The sequence below is a fragment of the Pelomonas baiyunensis genome, assembly GCF_043555935.1.
GTDB lineage: Bacteria > Pseudomonadota > Gammaproteobacteria > Burkholderiales > Burkholderiaceae_C > Pelomonas > Pelomonas baiyunensis.
On sequence record NZ_JBIGIB010000003.1, the window covers coordinates 198,793 to 217,819 of the forward strand.

A 19,027-nucleotide genomic window follows, 5' to 3' on the forward strand; every position below is an offset into this window, starting at 1 on the left:
GGCGGCGCACGCAGCCGCGTCAGGCGGCTGAGCGCGCCGTGGCATTTCCCACACGCACGGGCGGGTTTGGCGCGCCGGGGCTGTGCGGGCACGCGATGCGGGCCGGCGCGCTGAGGAGCCGCGCCCGGTGCTCGCGTCAAACGGCGGTCAGAAGGTTTCCAGCACAGTCCAGCGGCCATCCCGGCGGCGCAGCAGGCCCTGGAACAGGGCGCCCGGGGTGTGCGGGGTCACGCGGCGGCAGGCGGCGCGCAGCGCGGCCAGGCCTTCGGTGGCGTGGGCGTCGCAGAAGTGCAGCTGGCCGTGGGCCGGAATGGCCACCACGGCGCCGTTGGGGGTCTTGTCGGCAAACAGGCGGTCCCACACGCCGTCCACCAGCACCATGCAGGCCTCGTGCTCGCCGTCGAGCTTGAGGCTGAAGCAGTCCGGCCGCTCCACCAGGCGCAGCCCGCGGCCTTGCTTGACGCGCTGGCGCAGGTTGGTGAGCGCGGCCCGGTGCAGCAGGTCCAGGTTCAGGCCGGCGGCCTGCATGGCCTGTTCGCCCACCAGGCTCCAGTGCTCGCCCGCTTCAACGTGGTAACCCACGGCAAACACGCCCGCCGTGCCGCGGGTGGGCGGCATGGGCTTGGGCACGCCGGGCAGCATCACGGCCTCGCCCTCGGGCCAGCCTTCGGCGGCCACGGCGCGCAGCACGGGCAGGGCTTCCTGCGCGGGCGCGGGTTCAGCGGCCAGGGCGGGGCGGGTCACGGCGGCGGCCACTGCATCGGCGGGCGCCAGGTCGCGTTGCTGCTCCAGCGCGCGGGCCAGGCGGATGTCGGAGGCCAGCACGTCGCGCGTGGTGCGCGAGCGCTGCCACACGTACAGCGGTGCGGCCAGGCTCACCACCGGCAGGGCGCAACTCAGGAACAGCGGCAGCTTCAGGCGCGGCGACGCGCGCAGCGGCGACACGGCGCGCTGGATCACCCACGGGCCCACCAGCCAGGTGCCGATGCAGCCCACCACGATGACGGCCACGTTCTTGCCCAGCACGCCCACGAGCGCCACCCACACCAGGGCCAGCCACAGCCACACCGGCTTGGCCAATGCCTTCAGCTGCTGTTCCTGTTGCAGCAGCTCGTTCAGTTCCGCTGTCCCGCCCATCCCAATCGCCTTGTCCCCAAAACGGGCGGCAGTGTAGAGAGGTCGGCCCGCTTCAGTGAGGGGGCAAGCGCCGACAAGCGGGCATCTCCTACCCCCGGAGTCGGGTGTTGAGAAATGCCACGGTCGAGCGCAGTGCCTCGCTCAAATCGGCCTGCGCGGCCTCGGTGGCGCTGCCGCTGCGCGGGCCTCGCGGAGCCCCGCCGGCCGGGCCCATGGGGCCCCCACCCATGCCCCCATTCATCCCGCCACGTTGCCCGGCGCCCAGACCCGGCTCGCGGCCGCGGTGCTGGTCTTGGGTGTGCCAGCCCTCGGGGGCCAGGGTGCCCGACAAGGCCGCGTGGCTCACGCCGCCCAGGTTCAGCAGTTCACCCGCCGGCAGCGAGGCCAGGGCGCGCTGGCGGTCGGCCGGCCGGGTCACCAGGCCCAGGGCGTCGCCGTCGACGTCGCTGGTCACCAGCAGCGCGGCGGGCAAGCCGGGTGCGGCGTCCATGGGCGGCGGGCTGATGGCGATGACGGCGCGCGGCCGCCAGCCGTCCGCCGCGGGGACGAGGTCCAGCACCGCCTGGGCGCCGGTTTCATAGCCGGCCAGCGCGGCGTGTTGCCAGTCCAAGGCCACAGGAGGCAGGGCGGGGCTGGTCAGCGTCGGCAAGCGCCGCAGGGCGTGCAGCAGGTGCGCCACCGCGGCCTGCCGCTGCGTGCGCAGCTCGGCCCCGTAGTGCCGCTCGCCCAGCGCCCGGAATTCGCCGCTGCGCGCCAGTGGGGTGCGCCAGGCGTCGGCGTCTTCGGCCAGCGGCTGCACGGTCAACACCGCATAGCCGGCCTGCGCCCAGCCCGCGGCCCAGCGCTGGCCGGCGTCGTGCGCCTGGCCCAGCCCCGGCAGGTACACCACCACCGGCAGCGGGCCGCTGCGGCCGCGGGGCAGCGTCAGGCCCACGGGGCGCCCGGCCACCTCCACCTGCGCCAGTTGCAGCTGCAACTCGCGGGTGGCCACCTCGGCCCAAGGGCGCGGCGCCGGCGGCCCGCCTGCACAGGCCGCCAGGGCCAGCGAGGTCAGGAGGGTCAGCAGCGGCAGGGCGGGGCGGTGCAGGGGCATGGCAGCACGGGCGGGGGCAACACCCGCCACGTTAGCGCGCCCGGGCCGGCTCAGCGTGGCTGCGGCTGGGGCTGCTGGCGTCGGCGGTGCTGTGCCAGGGCCAGGGCGGCCCAGGCCGCGCCGGCCAGCGGCAGGCTGCCGGGCTCGGGCAGCGGTTGTTCGGTGGGCTGCACCTCTTCCACGGCGGGACGCACGGTCAGCTGGGCGGCCCAGGGCGTCAAGGGGCCCACGGGCGGCAGCGGGGTGCTCCAGCGCGTGTTGCGCACGCCGTCGGGGGCCCAGTCACCGCAAATCCAGAACAGGCAGAACCGGCGGTAGTCGTGGCTTTCCATCTGCCAGTCCAGGTCCGACGCGGCGAACCAGGTGCCGGTGAGCCAGTAGGTGCCCGGCGTTTGGAACGTGAAGCTGACCTGGCCCTGCATGCGCGGATCACCGAAGGTGGTGACCGTGCCCTTTTGGCCGTCGGAGCTTTGGAATTGGTAGGCGGCCCAGTCCAGCACCTCGGTGCTTTGCACCCAGTCGTAGCTCGTCCAGAACTGATCGCCGGCGAACTTGGGGCCGGGCATCTCGTGCAGGCGGCGTTCGCCCTGTGTGGGCGTCAGCGCGATCACGCCGTTCACGGTGATGGTGAAGGCCTCGCCCACGCGCAGCAGCGTGGGGCTGGTGCTGACGGCCACCGGCATGGGCAGGGCCTGTGCGGCGTGCATGGAGGCCAGCGCCCAGGCCAGCCCGGCCGCCCAAGGCAGGCCGCGTCGTGTGGTGTTCATGTGTTCTCTCCCTGGGCTGCCGTTCCAGCGGCAGCCTCTGGGAAAAACTGTAGACACGGCGGGGCCGTGCGGCAGGGCTCGGGTTGGGTGATCTTGCCCTTGACGGAGGCGCCTCAGCCCAGGCCGGCGCTGCTGGCGTCAGTCGTCATCGCCCAGCAGGTGGTCCAGCCGGTGGCGGCCGGCGGCGTCGATCACGGTGATGGCGCGCAGACAAGGCGTCAGGCGCAGGGGGCGCAGGTTGGAAAGCCCCCCCGGGGTCACCGGGGTTACCGGCGCTGACGGGCCTGACTGGACGCGGGGCAGCCCCGGCGCCCCGTGGGGTCGCGGGCTGGGGCCCGGCGCCGGGCGGGGCGCCAGGGCACTCAGCGGCGTGGGCTGGCCCGCGGTCAGCACGCCACGGAGCACCTGCCCGCCGGGCACCACCACCCGCCAGCCCTGCAGCGATTGCGGGGTCAGGGGCGCAGGCCCCGTGCTGCTGATCTCCAGGGCTGCGTTCACCACCCGAACGCGCAGGCCGTCGGTGGGCGCCGCACCCGGGTGGACCAGGAAGGTCTTGCGCACCCGTTGCGCCGGTCGCCCGCCTTGGGCGCAGGCGAACTCCAGCACATTCAGGCCCGGGCGGATGGCCCGGTGCGTGCTCGCCAGCTGCAGCGACAGGCGGCTCAGCCCGTCGGTGTGTTGCCACGCGGTGTCTGGCACGCTCAGAGCGTCGCCGTTGAGCAGCAGCACGGCCTGGCCGTCCATGGTGGGGTTGGAGGGGGCCGGCAGGCCCGCCACGACGATGCGAATCGGGATGCTCGCGTGGTACGCGCAGGCCGCCTGCAGGTCGGCAGCGATGCCCAGCGGGCTGCAAATGTTCAGCCCCAGTGGGCCACCCCCCAGGGCGGCATCCAGCGCCCGCTGCTGCGCCTCCTGCGCCTGGGTCTGGGTCGCGATCTGGGTGCGGGTCTGGCGCAGCCGGGTGCGGGCGGCTTGCTCGTTCTCGCGGGCACTGAACGCCAGCCGCAACGCATCACGCAGGGGCGGCAGCTGGGTGATGACGTCCACGGCGGCCTTCACGATGGCTGTGATGGAGAGCTCGCGCGGCAGCTGCAGGTTGGCCACGGCGCGCACGGCGGCATCCAGCCGGTCGGTGATCGCTTGGGTCAGCGCGCGCGTCAATGCCGTGGCATCGGCGGCTGCGGCAAACAGCCGGGCGATGTCGTCGCCCACCGCGCGCAGCACTTGAAGCGCGCCGTCGAGCAGCGGGCGGATGCCGGCGAAGGCCGTGGCAAACGCCGCGCCGGCGACGTTCAGGGCCGCTGCACGGGCATCCCGCGGCAGCTGGGCGAAGCCGGGCACCTGCCGGGCGAAGGCCCGCGCGTTGGCGATGCCGTCTCGCTGCAGGCGGTCCAGGATCTGCTGGCGGCGGGCCGCCGAGCGGCAGGCCGCCGCGGCGTTGTCCAGCTGGCGCGACATCTCTCGCGCCCAGCGTTCGGCCTCGGCCAGCCGCGCGTCGGCCTGCCGGCTCAGCACCACCAGCGTTCGGCCCAGCACCACCAGGTCGTCCCGCAGGCGGGCCAAGCCGGCGGCCAGGCCGACTTCGATCCGCTGCACCAGGCCCTCACCCAAGCGGGCAAAGAAGCGCTCCAGCGCCGCCACCGTGGCCGACAAGGTCTGGCCCAGCGTGGCGGCCATGGCTTCGGCCTGCAGCACCACCATGTCCTTCACGGCTTGCGGGGCGGGCACGTAAGCGCAGGCGGCGATGTCGGCCATGAAGCGATTTGGGTCGGCCCGGTCAGCTTCGCCGTAGACGCTGAACAGGATGCGGCGCAGCAACTCGCGCTCGCGGGCGCGGCGGGCGTCGGTCCACACCTGCTCGCCGGTGGCACTGGCCAGCACCAGCAGCAGGTCCGCCGCCAGCTCCCGGCTGGCCTCCAACATCACGGCGCTGGGAATGACGCCGCCCACCGCTGCTGCCAGAGGTTGCGCCACGGTGTGAAAGGCCTGCGCCAGCGGTGTTCGCCGGCCGTCTCGCAGCGCGTCGGCCAGATCGCGGGCGGCTTCGGCCGCGTGGTCTCGGACGTGGTCCACCAGGATGTCCCGCAGCACCACCACATGGCTGATCACGACCTTGCCCACCAGCAGCCCCAGCGCAGCGCGCAGCGGCTCTTGCTGCAGCGCGCGGCCCGCCACGGCGTCGTCCAGCCGGGCCAATACGAAGTCGCGCAGCATCAGCAGGCTGGGGCGCACCACCTCGTCGGTCCACAGGCGGGTTGGGGCGTCGTCGGGCAGCGCGCCGGCCAAGGCCGGCAGGAGTTGCTGGATCAACAGCCCATCGAGCAGGCGCGACGCCAGCGCCCGGCAGGGTGCGTAACGCAGCCGCAGGTCGCCCCGCAGCGCGGCCGTGAGCAGGTCGCCCACATCCAGCTCCTGCTCGATCAGGTCCAGCAGCGGCGCGAGCTCTGGCAGCGCGGCGCGCAGTTGCGGCAGCAGGCGGCTGTCGATCAGCCACGCCACGGCGTTCGCAAACGACAGCCGGCTGTCGCGCGGCAGGCCCAGCCGTGCGTGCAACTCGTCCTGAACGAAGGCCGGCACGTCGCGAATTTCGATCTGGATGACCTGTGAGACCTGCGTGGCCAGGCCCAGCACCCCGGCGCTGGCGCTGGCCTGCGCGGCCACCACGCCCTGGCGCAAGGCCTGGGCTGCCGCCAGGCTGAGCCACAGGGCGGCCAACGCGGTGCGACAGGTGCTGCGCTCGGCGGCATCCAGCGCATCCAACAGCGCAACGAGCCGGGGCAACGCCTCGGTGGCGCGGGTCAGCGTCCAGCCCTCGCCCTCCATCGACGCCAGGGCGTCCAGCGCGGCCTGCACCGCGGCGGCTGTGCGGGTGGCCACGTCCGACGGTGGCGCCGCCGCCAGACGGTCCATGACAGCATCCAGCTGCGCGGCGAGCCGCGCGGCCGCACCGCGCGCGAGTTGGTCCAGCACGAAGCGCTGCAACTCGGCGCCCATGCAGGCCGCGAACACCTCGCCCGCCACCGCCGGCCGGGCGGCCAGTGCAGCGGTGTCGATTTGGGCGATTTCGTACGCGGCATGGAGCAGCGCCGGCAGCGCAAATTCCAGCGCCGCCAGCGGCAGGGTCAAGGCGGGTGGCAGGTGCTTGCGGGCTTCCGTCACCAAGGCGCCGGTCGCGATGTTCACGGCGTTCAGGAAGAACCGCTTGGGGCTCTCGAACCGCGCGCCGGCGTACACATCCACGCCCGCGCCGGCGGCCGCGCCCACGGCCAGGCCCCCCGCTATCACGAAGCCCGCGTGGTTGTCGTCGGCCAGGCTCAACAGCACCGAGATCTCGCCACGCGCCATCGCTGCCACGCCCAGGCGCGCCCACACCCCGGCGCCCAGACGGATCTCACCGAGCAAGGCCAGGAAGATCTCCAGCGCCGGGCCGTCCAGCCGCGCTGCGGCCAGCCGGGCCACATCTTGAAGGTCCAGCGACACGGCCAGCCGGCCCGCCACCGAGGCCTCCGCGTAGGCCGCCACGCTCACATCCAGGCCGGCCCGGTCAAACGGGTCGACGGTGGCCGTGGCCACCAGCCGTGCGCCCGCGCTGGCCAGGGCGGCGCCTTGTGCATCCCCCGACAGCAAGCCCAGCAGCACCAGCTGCGCCGAGGCGTCGGCCCGTGCCTGCGCGCCGGCCTGCACGGCCAGCCCGTGGCAGGCGGTGAAGCGCGTGGTGAAGTTCAGCCGGGCGCTGGCCCCCACTTGGCCGCGGACCAGGCCCTCATCAAAGCCGGCAGAGGCGTCCAGCGAGAACACCTCGCCCGCGAGTACGACGTTGGGCATGGCTCAACTCCTTGGGAGGCGTGGCGCGACAGCGTTCAAGCGCGGGCCGCCGTGCTGCGGCGTGCGCGCAGGCCCAGGCCCACCACGCCCAGCGCCATCAGCGCCCAGGTGGAGGGCTCGGGCACGGCGGCGGCCTGGAAGTCGCTCACCACCAGCCCTTGCCCGGTGCCGTAGTGCACCAGGAAGCTGCCGGTGCCGTCGGCGGTGAGCAGACGGCCGCCGTCGGCCACGTTGGCGAACTGGCCGAACACATCGCCCCCGGTCTGGATCAACTGGAATTGCTGCCCGGCCGCCGCCGTGAAGCCGCCGATGAAGCTCAGGCGCAGCGTGGTGTCTTGCCCCAGGTCCACGGTGCCGCCCACGTTGAGCGCGTCGTAGCTGCTGCCCCGCAACAGCCCGCCGAGCTCCATGTTCAGCACCGCCAGCCCGCTGAAGCTCAGGTCTTGCCGCACGCTGAAGAGGCCCGCGCTGGCGCCCGGGGCCAGCTCGGCCGACTGCACGGCCAACCGCTCCACCGTGCCGTGGCCGCCCAGCGTGCCGGCTTCCACGGCGGTGAGGCCGGTGTAGGCCTGCGCGCCGTTGAGCACCAGCGTGCCCGCACCCGTCTTGAGCAGGCCCAGGCCCGACTGCAACTCGCCGATGCTGCCGGCCACCACCAACGTGTGGCCGTTGGTGTCGATGAAGCCGGCGGTGCTGCCCGATTCACCGTCCAGCAGCACGGTGCGCGTGGCCGCCAGCGTGAACGAATCCCACGCGCGCAGGCCGCCTTGGGCGCTGCGGGTGGATTCACCGTCGAAGAAGCTTTTGCCCAAGATGAGGCGGTTGCTGGCCGCACCCAGCGAGCCATCGGCCGTGATGCCCAGCACCGCGCTGCCGAAGCCCTGCGGGTCGCCCAGCTGCAGGTCGCCGGTGAACGTGTTGTTGCGATTGGCCAGGCGCACGTCGAACTTGTCACCGCCATCGCCCGGACGGCTGCCGCCTTGGACGTTCAAGGCCAGCGTGCCGGTGAGCGCCCGCTCGACCACGATGGACTGCCCGCCCGCCACCAAACCCGCGCCGCCGGGCCCGATCTGCAGGTTCATCGCGTTGCTGATGACCAGCGGTGCCGCGAGCCGGTTGCTGGCCTCCAGCGAGCCGTTGTCCAGCCGCAGCAGGTTGCTCGCGGCGCCCAGCGCGTTCTCGTGGCCCACCGTGAGCCGGCTGCCCTGCGTCACCTCCACGCTGCCGGAGAACGTGTTCGCGCCGTTCAGCGTGACGGCCGCGGACGAGAAGCCCGCACGGCCCACCAGCAGGTGGCCCTGGCCGGCCAGGCTGCCGTCCAGCGTGCCGAACAGCGGGCGCAGCGTGCCGCCAGCGCCCAGGTCCACGGTGCTGCCGGCGGCCGTGTTCAGCGTGTTCACGGTCAACGCGCGGCCGCCCATCTGCAGTTGGGCTGCGGCGGCCACATCCACCAGGCTGCGGGCGCCCAGCGCCTCGTTCACGCCCAGGGCCAGCGCGCCCTGCAGCACCTGCACGCGGTTGTCGCCGCTGGCGTCGGCGTTGGCGGTGTTGAGCGTCCAGGTGCCGGCGCCCGCCTTGGTCATGCCCAGGCCGGTGATGGGCTGGTTGAACACGACGTCGAAGCCGGCCGTGTCCACCGTCATGTCCCGAAAACTCGTGCTGCGCGTGGCGCTGATGTTCAGGTTTGCGGCCGCCTCCAGCGTGCCGGGCAGGGAAGACAGGCCGCTGGCACGGCCGATGTTCAGCACGCCGCCGGCGGCGCCCAGCCGCGCGTCGCTGTCGACGACCAGCACCGCCGCCTGGCCGTTGGACACACCCGCCAGGGCCACGCCGCCAGACTGGGTTGCGGTGCTCGCCAACACATACCGCGCTGCGCCGCTGAGGTTGAGCCGGCCGGTGCCGCTGAGGGTGCTGGTGACGGTGTGCGTGCCCGAGCCGCTCACGGTGGCGGCATTGCCTTGCAAGGTCAGCGGGCGGTTCAGGTCGTAGCCGTCCGGCAGGGCCAGGCCACCGCCCAACGTGATGCCTGCGCCCGCAGCGCCCAGGTTGCCGTCGTGCGTGAAGCGCAGCGTGGTGGTGTTGGGCTGGCCGGCCGCGTTGAGGCTGCCGTCGTTGAAGACGCCCAGGCCGCCGGCAAAGCTGTTGGCGCCGGTGAGCGTGATGACACCGCCGATGACGCTGACGCCGCCGTCGCCGGTGATGGTGCCGCTGACGGTGTTGGTGGTGCCGTTGCCGAACTGCAGCACGCCCTGGCCACCCGTGGTGGTGATGGCCCGCGCGAGGTCGAAGCCGTCGCGCACCAGCAGGCGGCCGCCACCGTCGAACTGCAGCACCGGGCTGGCGCTGCCCAACACGCTCTCGCGGCCCACCTGCAGCGTGCCGGTGTTGCGCAAGGTGATCTGGCCGGCGAAGGTCAGGGGCGCGGCGCTGCCCAGCACCAGCGTGCCGCTGCGAACGTCCAGATCGCGCTGACCGCTCAAGGCGCCGGAGACGGTGAGCTGGCCGAAGCTGTTGGCATCGAAGTCCACCACCACGCGCCCGTTGCCGGCGAGGCTGGCCACCGTGGCGCTGCCGCCCGCGCCCCCGGCGTTCAGGTCACCCGCCCCGGTCACGGCGCCGGTGGACACGCTGCCGCCGTTGGGGCGCAGCGTCAGGCTGCCCGTGCCGGCGACTGTGTTCAGCACCAGCGTGTTCTGCGCGCCCGCGGTGCTGAGCGTGAGCGCCTGCCCGGCGCGGTCCACCGCACCGCTCACCACGAAGCGCACGGGTTGCGCGTTGGTGCCACCGAGGGCCTGGATGTCGGCCGCGTCGGTCAGCGTGACGGGCCCGCTCACGGTGCCGCCGGCCACCGCGCCGAAGGGGGTCTGCACGAACGGCGCACTGCTGCTCAGGCGGCCGCCGAGGGCGATGGCTGGGGTCAGCGTGGTGGCGACGTTGGAGGCCACGATCTGCAGCTCGCCACCTCGCGCCACCTGAACGCCGCCGGTGCCGGCCAGCGCCCCGCCGGCCACGCCCAACGCGGCGCCGGTGGCCACCGTGGTGAGCCCACTGAAGCTGTTGTTGCCGCTCAGCACGGTGCGGCCGCTGGCCAGCGCCAGGCCGCCGGTGCCGCTGATGTCGCCGCGCAGGAAGAGCTGGCTGGCGTTGCTGAGGCCGCCGGCCACCTGCAGGTTGTCACTCAGCACCAGCGCGTTGTTCACGCTGCCATGGCCGCCGTTGGACTGCATGCGCAGGTAGGCGCCCGCGCCCTGAAAGCGCAGCGTGTTGCCGGTCAGCGTTGGCGCCGGCGCGTTGGCGCCCAGCGTGAGGCCCAGCAGCGTGAAGCCGCCGGCGAGGTCGTTGACGCTGGCCGGGCGCGCGGCACTGTCCAGCAGCAGCTCACCACCGGCCACGGGCAGGCCGCCGGCCCAGTTGGCGGTGTCGCTCCAGCTGGCGCTGGCAGTGCCCGTCCAGGTGTGCACGGCTGCGCCGACGGACGCAGGCGACAGGCCGATCAGGGCGAGGGCGGCGGGAAGTGTTCGAAGCGCGTGGGTGAGTGGATGCGAAGGCATGTCAGCGTCTCGGTGTGCGGCGGATGCCGTGTCGTGGAAAGGCAGGACTGCCCGGGCTCGATCCCGTGCAGCTGCGTTCAGTGACTGATGCGTGTGGATGGACTCGGGCGTGTGCGAACGGTGCGTCGCGTCATGGCACCGATCCGCTGTGCAGGCTCAGACCTTTGGTTCATGTCGCCCGTCGACCGCGAGACCTGCATGCCGCCGGCGCCGACACAGGCCCAGCACCGCGAGGCCCGAACCCAGCATGGCGATGGTTGAGCTTTCTGGAACCGCAGACAGCACAAGTGACAGGTTGTCTGCGTAGCCGTCGTTGTACGAACCCGCTTGCCGCGTCAGGGTGAGTTGCAAGTCGATGAACCGCGTGCCCACCGGCACGGCGCCTGACGTCTGCCGCAGCAAAAGACCCGTGGCGTTGCCACGATCGGTGTGTGTCACCGGGCCCACCGACCCGGCGCCCAGGACATCTCCGGAGGCACCGAGGAAGGTGGCGGTCAGCATGGCGTTGTCCTGCTGAGAAGAAAAGCCGCCCAGGTACGCCGCGAGCTCGAAAGACACCGCGCCGCCATCGATCAATCCAAGGATGGACGAGACATCAAACGACTGGGTGGCGCTGGATTGCGGAGCGTTCGGCCCCCCTGCAAAGAAGTTGCTCCCCCGACTGGACGGCCCCGGATCGCGCGCCGCAGGAAAGCCACCCCCCGCCGCGTAGGACACGACGGTGAAGCTGCCCGAACTCAGGAATCCGGGTGCTGCAACGATCGCGTTTCCGTTGCCCCCGGCGCCGGATTCAGCGTCACCGTTGACGACGAGGTTGCTTCCCAACACGCCACTGGCCTGGGCAGCAACAGCAGCGAGCACAAGAACGGATACGGACAGTGCTTTTGTGAGCGTTCCAGCTTTCATGCGTTTCCCCCTGGAAAGAATGGAATGGTTGTCTGGCGCTTGTCGAACGCCGGGAGTCATGCTGCGTCGCTGGTGTTGGTGCGACGGGCCTTGCAAGCGCGCCAGCCCAGGCCCAGCAGGCCCGTGGCCATCAGTGCCCAGCTGCCCGGCTCGGGCACGGCCGTCACGCTGATCACGCCGTCGGTGTAGAGGCGGCTCACGTCCAGCGTGGTGCCGGCGGCCAGCTGCAGGCCGCTGCTGTCGATGCTGCTGAACTGGCCCTGCAGCGTGCCCCCGTCGAACAGGTCGAAGCTTTGGCCGGCCTGGCCCGTGAAGCCGGCGAAGGACACCAGCTGCAGCGTGCCGCCCAGCGTGAGGGTGCCGGCCACGCGGTAGTGGTCGTAGCCGGTGCCCAGCACGGTGCCGCCGATCTCGGCCAGGTAGGTGCTGCCCAGGCCGAAGCTCACGCTGCCGGCGTCTTCGCCCAGGCCGGGCGAGTTGCCCACGCTCAAGCTGCCCTCGAAGTACTTGTGGCCCGTGCCCGTGAGCAGCGCGCCGCTGCGCTGTGCCACGGCGCCGAAGAACACGGCGGTGGCGCCGGCCGAGGTGCGCAGCTCGCTGCCGGCTTGCAGCTCCACCGCGTCGTAGAAGGTGGTGGTGCCCTGGCCGGAGAGCAGGATCTGGCCGGCCTTCTGGTTGGTCACGGCGCCGAACACATCGCTGTCGCCCGAGGTGACGAGCACCTGGCCGGCGTTGGTCAGGCCCTTGCTCACCGTCAGGCGGGCGTCGCCCAGCAGCAGGCGGGCGCCGGCGGCGTTGGTCCAGGCGCCTTCGGCCAGGGTGGTCGAGCGGTTCAGGTCGATCACGCCGCCGCTGCCGTTCAGCAGCGTGCCGGTCAGCTCCAGCCGGCCCTGGTTGATCTCGAACACGCCCAGGTTGCGGTGGCTGGCGCCGCGCAGCTGCAGCGTCTCGCCGGGCTGCACCAGCACGCGGCCGCTGGCCTGGTTGAGCAGGTCGGCGTCCAGCCCGGCGCCGTTGCGCGGCCCGCCCGCCACGCCGCGCACGAGGCCGGCGTTGCTGAGGCTGGCCGTCATCGCCAGTTGGTCGGCCTGCACCGTGCCCTGGTTGACCACCAGCCGCGAGAAGCTGCCCGTGCCGGTGAGCACGCCGCGCGGGCCGATCAGGATGGGGTCAGCCGCGTCGATGCTGCCACCCGCCATCTGCAGCGTCACGATGCCGGCGCCGGTGCCCACCTGCAGGGACTTCAGCGTCACCGCGCTGGTGGGGCCGGTGATGCGCAGGCTGGTGGCGGCGTCGATGGCCACGTCGTGCACGTCGGCGGGGTTCATGCCCAGCGTCCAGTTGGCGGCGTCGGCCCAGCTGCCGCCGGCTGTGCTGCGCCAGCGCAGATCGGTTTGGGTGTAGACGAAGACGCCGCTGCGGCCGTCCGCCAGGGTGGCGCGGTAGGCGAGCTGGGCCTTGCTGTTGAAGCTGTCAGCTGCGAGCGTGAGGCCAATGACGGTGGAACCCGCGAGCGCATCGCCCTCGCGCACCGCCAGGATGAGTTCCCGGCCATCGCCCAGGTACAGGCCCGCGTTGTTGCCACTGGTGACGCCCGAGCCGGTCAGTCCACCCAGGAACGCAACCTGCCCACCGGCATTGAGTTGCAGGTTCGAGAAGGAGCTGAAGTTCACGCCTGCACCCGCACCGGGTGCGGCGGTGCCGGAGCGAGCGATCAGGCTGCTGTCCCGCCACAGGCCCTGGTCATTGACGTTGTTGTTGACCCCCAGGCCCGCCAGGTTGGCATGGAAGGCGATTTGGCCGGCGTCATTGAGCTGCACCTCAAAGGGATTGAAGGGGCTGAACTCGTCGAAGGTCACGCCCAAGCCTGCGCCGGGCGCCGCCGAGCCTGCCCGAGCGATGAGGCTGCTGCCTAGCCAGAGGGACTCGCTGTTTCTGACGGTCGTGCCCGTGCCGGCTAGGTTGCTGGCATAAGCCACTGCGCCCGTGGCGTTCATCTTCAGCAGCTGAAGACTGTCGTAGCGCACCCCGCTTCCCGCGTCGCTGGCGGCTGCACCCTTGCGGACGATCAAGCTGCTGTCGCGCCAGATGCCCTCGTCGTTGGTGAGATTTGTATTGCCCTCCAGGCGCGCCTGGAAGGCCACTGCACCCTGCACATTCGCAAGCACGGCGGAGAAGGATTGAAAGTCCACGCCGCTGCCGACGCCCGGCGCTCCCTCCCCCGAGCTGACGATCAGGTTCGTGCTTGAGCCGCCGATCGCCGGGTTGCTGCGCCAGACGCTGTTACCGGGCCTTGTACCTGCGGAGCTGGTGAGGCTGGACGTGAAGACCACCATTCCTGCGGGGCTGATGCTGCGGCTGCCCAGCGCACCAAACAGCAACCCGCTCGTCCCGGGCGCCGCGTTGCCCTCCTGGGCGACGAGCGAGCCCGATCGCCAGAGGCCGAAGTCATTGCTGGGCTTGACGCTGGAGCCGGCGAGAGAAGCGCCGTAAAGCACGGTCCCGGCGCTCGCGCCGACCTGCAGCACGTCGAAAGACGCGAAGCTCACACCACTGCCCAGGCCCGGTACCGCGCTGCCGGTGCGGGCGATGAGGGAAGCACCTCGCCAGATGCCGCTGTTGTTGCTGCTGGTCACGGTGGGGCCGGCCAGCGTGCCCTTGAAGAAGGCCGCGCCGAAGTCGTCGAGCGCCGGAGCTTCAAATGCCGAGAAGACCACGCCGCCGCCATTCGGCGCGGCGCTGCCGGTGAGCGCCACGGTGGCCGTGCCGGCCCAGGCGCCCTGGGCGTGCGCCAGCGCCAGGGCGAAGGTGAGGGCGGTGCGCCGCAGGGTGAAAGCTTTCATGGGGGTCTCCAGAGCGGTTCTTGTTGTCCAGGTGAAGGGCGAGGCCGCGTTCACGGGCAGCCCTGCATCAGCTGTGAGGTCATCTGCCCGCTGTCGACGAGCGTCAGCAGCAGGTAGCCAGCGCCCAGGCCCACAGCGCCCACGGCGGTGGCGGCCAGGGCGCGGCCCGGGGTGAGGCCGCTGACGCGCAAGTAGCGCCACCACACCCAGCCCAGCCACAGGCTCAGCGCCAGCAGGCACAGGCCTTCCAGCGCGCCAGCCAGCAAGAACAGCGGGCGGCTCACCGTGTCCAGGTACAGGGTCTGGGCTTGCAGCAGTTGTTCGGGGTCCAGGCCGGCGGGGGGCGCGCCCGCCGGCAGCTGGCCGGTTTTCAGGTCCGCCTGGCACAAGAGCACGCGGGCGCCGTTGCCGATCTGCTGGGCCGTGTGCCGGATCTGTTGCCAGTTGCGCGCCACCACCGGGTCGGCCATGCCCACGTTGGTGAGCGCCCCGGCCAGCGCCAGCAACACCAGCGTGGCGCCGCCGAAGCGGGCCACCGCGCCGAAGAAGCCGGCAAACGCCTGCCGGTTGCCCAGCAATTTGCTGCCGCCGTGCACCACGGCCGCCGCACCCAGGAACACGAACAGCTGGCGCAGCACCGTGGCGCCTTGCGTCAGGGCGTCCTGCGGCTTGGCGGCCTCCAGCGGCGCCATGCTGGCCACCGGGAAGGCCACGGCCACCCCGGCGGCCACGGCGAGGGACAGGATCAGGAAGCTCACCCCGTCTTGCACCGGCTTGCCTTCGGTCGGCTTGGCCTCGGGTTTGGCGTCCTGCTTTGCATCCGCCTTGGCCTCGGGTTTGGCATCGGGTTTGGCCGCGCCCCCCGGCCCGCCCGCCGCCGCCGGCGCCGCGTTGGCCAGTTGATCCGCCAACACCTGGCTGGGGTGCGCCAGCGTGTGGGTGAACTGGCCCAGCCATTGCGGAATCTGGGCCAGCAGGTCGTCGACGGATTTGGGCATGACGGGCTCCCGGTGGAGGTGTTTCAGCGCGAACGCGGGGCCTGCTGGCGGCGGCGGTTCCACGCCCCGATTCCGGCCAGGCCGGCGGCCATCAGCGCCCAACTGCCGGGTTCGGGCACGGGGGCCAGTGCGGCGGCGTAGCTCAGGTTGTCGATGGCGAAGGAGGCCGAGCAGCAGCCGTTGCTCTCGAACACCAGGCGGTTGAAGGTCTGGTCCGACGTGAAACCGATGAACTGCAGGCCGCTGCCGGAGGGCTGCAGCCGTGCCACGTTGCGGTAGGAGCCGAGACCCTCCAGGCTGTTGGCGTCGACGGTGAAGTTGGGCGGCACGCCGTTGAACCAAGCCCCGAAGGCGCGCAGCGGCGTGTTGAAGCTCATGTCCGCCCAGCTGCCGCCCGGCAGGCCGAAGAACAGGTTGGTGGTGCCGTCGATGTCTCGCAGCAAGGTCGGGGAGTCGATCATCCAGGAGCCTTGCAACACGAAGTCGCCGCCGAAGTTGCCACTGGCGGCGGGGTGGTTGGAGGCGATGGAGATGTCCTGCGCGAAACGGTTGAAGTTCTCGGTGCGGGTGGCGCCAACGGCGGCGAGAAAGGCGGCCTCGCTGTTGTAGACCTGGAAGCCCGCGTGGGCGCTGCTGGCAGCGGTCAGCGCGACGATGGCGGCAGCACAGGCACGCAGGGGCAGAGACAGAGGCAGAAAGCGCGGCATGGAAATCCTCGGTAAGACCCGCAAGGGGTGACGAGGGTCATGCTGCCGGCCGGGCGTCTCAGCGGCGTCTCAGCGGCAGGTTCAGCGGGCGCGATGGGGCTGGGTGCGCCCCCCAGAGGTGGGGGAGCTGCTTCGGGCTTCAGGCCGCGCGCGGTTCCCGCCGGGCGGCGGCGGCGGCGTCGAACAGGCTCGGCCGCTCGCTGCCCTTGAGCACCGACAGCGCCGCGCGGGCGCGCTTGGCGTCGGCCGGCGTGCCGCTGTGCGCGGTCAGCCAGGCGCAGGCGCGCCAGTGCAGGTCGGCGTAGCCGGCCGTGCTGGCGTGGGCGGCCACGGCCTCGGCCACCGGGCGCAGCGCGGCGTCCGGCTCGCCGGCCAGGGTGCGGGCGCGCAGGGCCAGCAGCGCGGCTTCAGCCGCCCATTCCTGCAGGCCGTGGCTGCGGGCCACGGCCGCCAGGCGCTCGGCGGCGGCCAGCGCGGCGGGGGCGTCGCCGTCGGCCAGGGCCAGCTCCACGTCCACGCGGGCCTCGCGGGCTTGCACCATGGGGTGCTGCAGCCGGGCGCTGGCGGCACGCAACCGTGCCAGGTCTTCCGCAGCCGGGCGCTGGCCGCGGGCGGTGGCGGCGAGCGTGGCCATCAACACCCAGTTGGACACGCGCAGCGGCTCCTGCGCCTCGCGCAGCAACGGGGCGGCGGCGGCCAGCAGGGCGGCGGCGTCTTCCACGCGGCCGCATTGCAGGCGCAGCCGGGTCAGCCGCACGCGGGCCTCGGCCTCGAACAGCGCGCTGGATTGCGCCTGCGCCTGCGTCAGTGCCAGTTGCAGCGTGGCGTCGGCTTCCGCGTGGCGGCCGGCGGCGGTGAGCACGCTGCCCAGCACCAGGCGCGACAGGCACTCGGTGTGGCTCACGCCGGCCCAGCTTTGCAGGCTGCGGCGGGCCATGTCCTCCGCAGCCGGCAGGTTGCCCAGGGCATGCAGCATCACGGCCAGGTCGTTTTCCACGGTGAGGCCGCGGCAGTAGTCGGGGTGGCGCGCCAGCAGTGTGGCCAGCGCGTCGTGGGCGGGCAGCACATGGCCGCCGAACCAGTGGATCTGGCCCTCGAAACTCAGCACCGAAGGCAGGTGCGGGCCCGCCTCGCGCAGCTGGGCCAGCAGGGCCCAGGCGGCGGGGATGTCGGGCTCGCGCATGGCGAGTTCGATGAGCACCTCGTAGGCCTGCACCCGCTCTTTGGCCGGCAGGTCGGGCAGCAGCTCGCGCAGGCGGGCAGCGTGCAGGGCGGCCGCGGGCAGGTCGCCGGCGAACACGCGGTTGTCCACCAGCGCGGCCCGCAGGCGCCCTTCCATCAGCAGGCGCTGGGCGGGGTCGGCCACGCCGTCTAGCTGTGCGCGGATGGCGTTCAGGGCCACCTCGCCGCGCGCCAGGTCTTCAAACAGCGCGCAGGCGGCCAGCTCCAGCCGGGCCAGCAGGGACTGGGCCAGGTCTTGCGATTCATCGGCCACCTCGCGCCACACGGCGATGGCTTCGTCGTAGCGGCCCCGGGCCTTGAGTTGCTCGGCGCCGCGGTGGCGCCAGGCCAGCGCGGTTTGGGGCTCACCGGCCGCGCGCCAGTGCTCGGCCACCGTCATGGCATCAGCCTGGGGCTGGCTGCCCAGCCACAGGGCCGCGTGGCGGTGCAGGGCCAGCCGCCGCGCGGCGCCCAGCTGCGCGGCCGTGGCCTGGCGGATGAGGTCGTGGGCGCAGGCCCAGCCGCCCGGGTGTTCGGCGAGCATGCCGGCCTGGTGCGCGGTGTGGCGGGCGGCGTGCCACGCGGAGTCGCCGGCTTCACCGTCGGGCAGGCCCAGCATCAGCCGCAAGGCGGCCTCGGGCACGGGTTGCACCAACACGGCCGCGGCCTCCACGGTCTGTGCAGCCGCGGCCGGCAGGGCGCGCAGGCGGCGCTGCACCATGTCGCGCACGCGCTCGGGCAGCGCCGCGGGGCTGGCCTGCGCGGGGGCACCGGCGGCCACCAACTCGTTCAGGGCGAAGGGGTTGCCGGCGCTCAGGGCGTGCAGGCGGTCCAGGTCGTCGGCGCCGAAGCCGCTGTCGGGCCAACGCGCGCGGCAGACTTCATCCAGCGCGTCGCGGCTCAGGGGCGGGAGGTCCAGCGTGGTCAGGCGGCCGGCTTCGCGCAGCGCTTGCAGCGCCTGTGTGTGGCTGGCGGGCAGTTCATGCGGGCGGGCGGCGGCACGCCAGCGCAGGCGCTCGCCGTGGGCCAGCATCAGCAGCCATTCCACCGTGGCGGTGTCGCACCACTGCAGGTCGTCCACGCGCAGCACCGGGCCCAACAGCTCGAAGGCGCGGGCCAGGGCTTCGGCCAGGCGGGCTTGGGCGGTGAGCGCGTCCAGCGGGGGCAGGGGTTCGTCCGGGGCCAGCTCGGGCAGCACGCGGGCCAGGTCCAGCCGGTAGGGGCGCAGGGGGCCGCGGGGGTCGTCGAGGGCGGCCTGCAGCGTGGGCAGGCGGGTGCGCAGCACGTCCAGCAGCGGCCGGTAGGGCATGCCGTGCAGGCCTTCCAACCCGCGCAGGCAGGGCGCGTGCGGGAAGGCCGCGGCCAGCAGCGTGCTCTTGCCGGCGCCGGGCTCGCCCAGCACCAGCACGGCCGCGGCCGGGCTGTGGCGCAGCTGGGCGTGTTCCGCGTCGCGCGCCGGCGGCGGTGGGTGGGTGGGCGCGGCCAGCGGCTGCTGGCGGTGTTGCTGCAGCCAGCGGCGGTGCAGGGCCTGCGCGGTTTCCAGGCGCCAGGCCTCGAAGGCGTCATAACCGTTCAGTCGCCAACCGGAAAGCCAGTCCTGCGCCTGCGGTGCGGCGTCGGGCAAGACGCCGAGATCGGTGGGCAGGTTCAGCGCCAGCACGAAGCCGTCGGCGCGCAGCGCGTCGGCAAAGCCCCAGTCGCGCAGCAGCGTGCGGGCGCGGTGCAGGTTGACCCGCAGGTGGTGCAGGGCGTCGGTGGGTTCGGCCTCGGGCCAAAACAGCGCAGCCAGGCGCTCGCGCGCCATGCCGGCTTCGCCCTGAACGGCCAGCACCAGCACCAGCGCACCGGGCACGGTGGTGGGCAGGCGACGGGGCGGCGAGCCCTCGGGGGCCCAGGCGGGAACGGTGAGCAGGCGCAGCATGGCGCGCGAAGTGTCGCGCAGGGGCTGCCGTCGCACGGGGTGCTGCGTGAGGCTGCTT

Annotated in this window: 10 protein-coding genes; all 10 read right to left on the reverse strand. The window is 72.7% G+C overall.

Annotated features, from left to right (window positions below; all coding sequences use genetic code 11):
- Positions 1-147 precede the first annotated feature (147 nt).
- The 10 genes from ACG01O_RS11410 to ACG01O_RS11455 all read right to left on the reverse strand — a co-directional run bounded on the left by ACG01O_RS11410 (position 148) and on the right by ACG01O_RS11455 (position 18,969).
- Complete coding sequence (locus ACG01O_RS11410; protein WP_394384604.1) at positions 148-1,137, reverse strand: DUF1444 domain-containing protein; 990 nt, start codon at positions 1,135-1,137, stop codon at positions 148-150.
- An 88-nt stretch (positions 1,138-1,225) separates the two neighbouring features.
- Positions 1,226-2,230 carry an alpha/beta hydrolase gene (locus tag ACG01O_RS11415; protein WP_394384605.1) on the reverse strand — a complete coding sequence of 335 codons (1,005 nt, stop codon included), beginning with the start codon at positions 2,228-2,230 and terminating at the stop codon, positions 1,226-1,228.
- Between the two features lie 50 nt (positions 2,231-2,280).
- Positions 2,281-2,997, reverse strand: coding sequence for a hypothetical protein (locus tag ACG01O_RS11420; RefSeq protein WP_394384607.1), 717 nt, complete (start codon positions 2,995-2,997; stop codon positions 2,281-2,283).
- A gap of 138 nt (positions 2,998-3,135) precedes the next feature.
- Positions 3,136-6,822 carry a hypothetical protein gene (locus ACG01O_RS11425; RefSeq protein ID WP_394384609.1) on the reverse strand — a complete coding sequence of 1,229 codons (3,687 nt, stop codon included), beginning with the start codon at positions 6,820-6,822 and terminating at the stop codon, positions 3,136-3,138.
- A gap of 35 nt (positions 6,823-6,857) precedes the next feature.
- Positions 6,858-10,373: a beta strand repeat-containing protein gene (locus ACG01O_RS11430; RefSeq protein ID WP_394384611.1), complete on the reverse strand. Its 3,516-nt coding sequence runs from the start codon at positions 10,371-10,373 to the stop codon at positions 6,858-6,860.
- A 156-nt stretch (positions 10,374-10,529) separates the two neighbouring features.
- Entirely contained in the window at positions 10,530-11,279 is a 750-nt protein-coding gene (locus ACG01O_RS11435) for a PEP-CTERM sorting domain-containing protein (protein WP_394384613.1), read from the reverse strand.
- A 56-nt stretch (positions 11,280-11,335) separates the two neighbouring features.
- Entirely contained in the window at positions 11,336-14,122 is a 2,787-nt protein-coding gene (locus ACG01O_RS11440; RefSeq protein WP_394384615.1) for a DUF7453 family protein, read from the reverse strand.
- A 50-nt stretch (positions 14,123-14,172) separates the two neighbouring features.
- Positions 14,173-15,120 (reverse strand): hypothetical protein, encoded by a 948-nt coding sequence (locus ACG01O_RS11445; protein ID WP_394384617.1) that lies wholly within the window; start codon positions 15,118-15,120, stop codon positions 14,173-14,175.
- 23 nt (positions 15,121-15,143) lie between these two features.
- Positions 15,144-15,827, reverse strand: a complete 684-nt coding sequence (locus ACG01O_RS11450) for a PEP-CTERM sorting domain-containing protein (RefSeq protein ID WP_394384619.1) — start codon at positions 15,825-15,827, stop codon at positions 15,144-15,146.
- A gap of 139 nt (positions 15,828-15,966) precedes the next feature.
- Complete coding sequence (locus ACG01O_RS11455) at positions 15,967-18,969, reverse strand: AAA family ATPase (RefSeq protein ID WP_394384621.1); 3,003 nt, start codon at positions 18,967-18,969, stop codon at positions 15,967-15,969.
- Between the last annotated feature and the right edge of the window lie 58 nt (positions 18,970-19,027).

Bases quoted from the DNA above. Each gene is read 5' to 3' on its own strand.
- ACG01O_RS11410 (WP_394384604.1), bottom strand. From the start codon at position 1,137: ATGGGCGGGACAGCGGAACTGAACGAGCTGCTGCAACAGGAACAGCAG.
- ACG01O_RS11415 (WP_394384605.1), bottom strand. From the start codon at position 2,230: ATGCCCCTGCACCGCCCCGCCCTGCCGCTGCTGACCCTCCTGACCTCG.
- ACG01O_RS11420 (WP_394384607.1), bottom strand. From the start codon at position 2,997: ATGAACACCACACGACGCGGCCTGCCTTGGGCGGCCGGGCTGGCCTGG.
- ACG01O_RS11425 (WP_394384609.1), bottom strand. From the start codon at position 6,822: ATGCCCAACGTCGTACTCGCGGGCGAGGTGTTCTCGCTGGACGCCTCT.
- ACG01O_RS11430 (WP_394384611.1), bottom strand. From the start codon at position 10,373: ATGCCTTCGCATCCACTCACCCACGCGCTTCGAACACTTCCCGCCGCC.
- ACG01O_RS11435 (WP_394384613.1), bottom strand. From the start codon at position 11,279: ATGAAAGCTGGAACGCTCACAAAAGCACTGTCCGTATCCGTTCTTGTG.
- ACG01O_RS11440 (WP_394384615.1), bottom strand. From the start codon at position 14,122: ATGAAAGCTTTCACCCTGCGGCGCACCGCCCTCACCTTCGCCCTGGCG.
- ACG01O_RS11445 (WP_394384617.1), bottom strand. From the start codon at position 15,120: ATGCCCAAATCCGTCGACGACCTGCTGGCCCAGATTCCGCAATGGCTG.
- ACG01O_RS11450 (WP_394384619.1), bottom strand. From the start codon at position 15,827: ATGCCGCGCTTTCTGCCTCTGTCTCTGCCCCTGCGTGCCTGTGCTGCC.
- ACG01O_RS11455 (WP_394384621.1), bottom strand. From the start codon at position 18,969: ATGCTGCGCCTGCTCACCGTTCCCGCCTGGGCCCCCGAGGGCTCGCCG.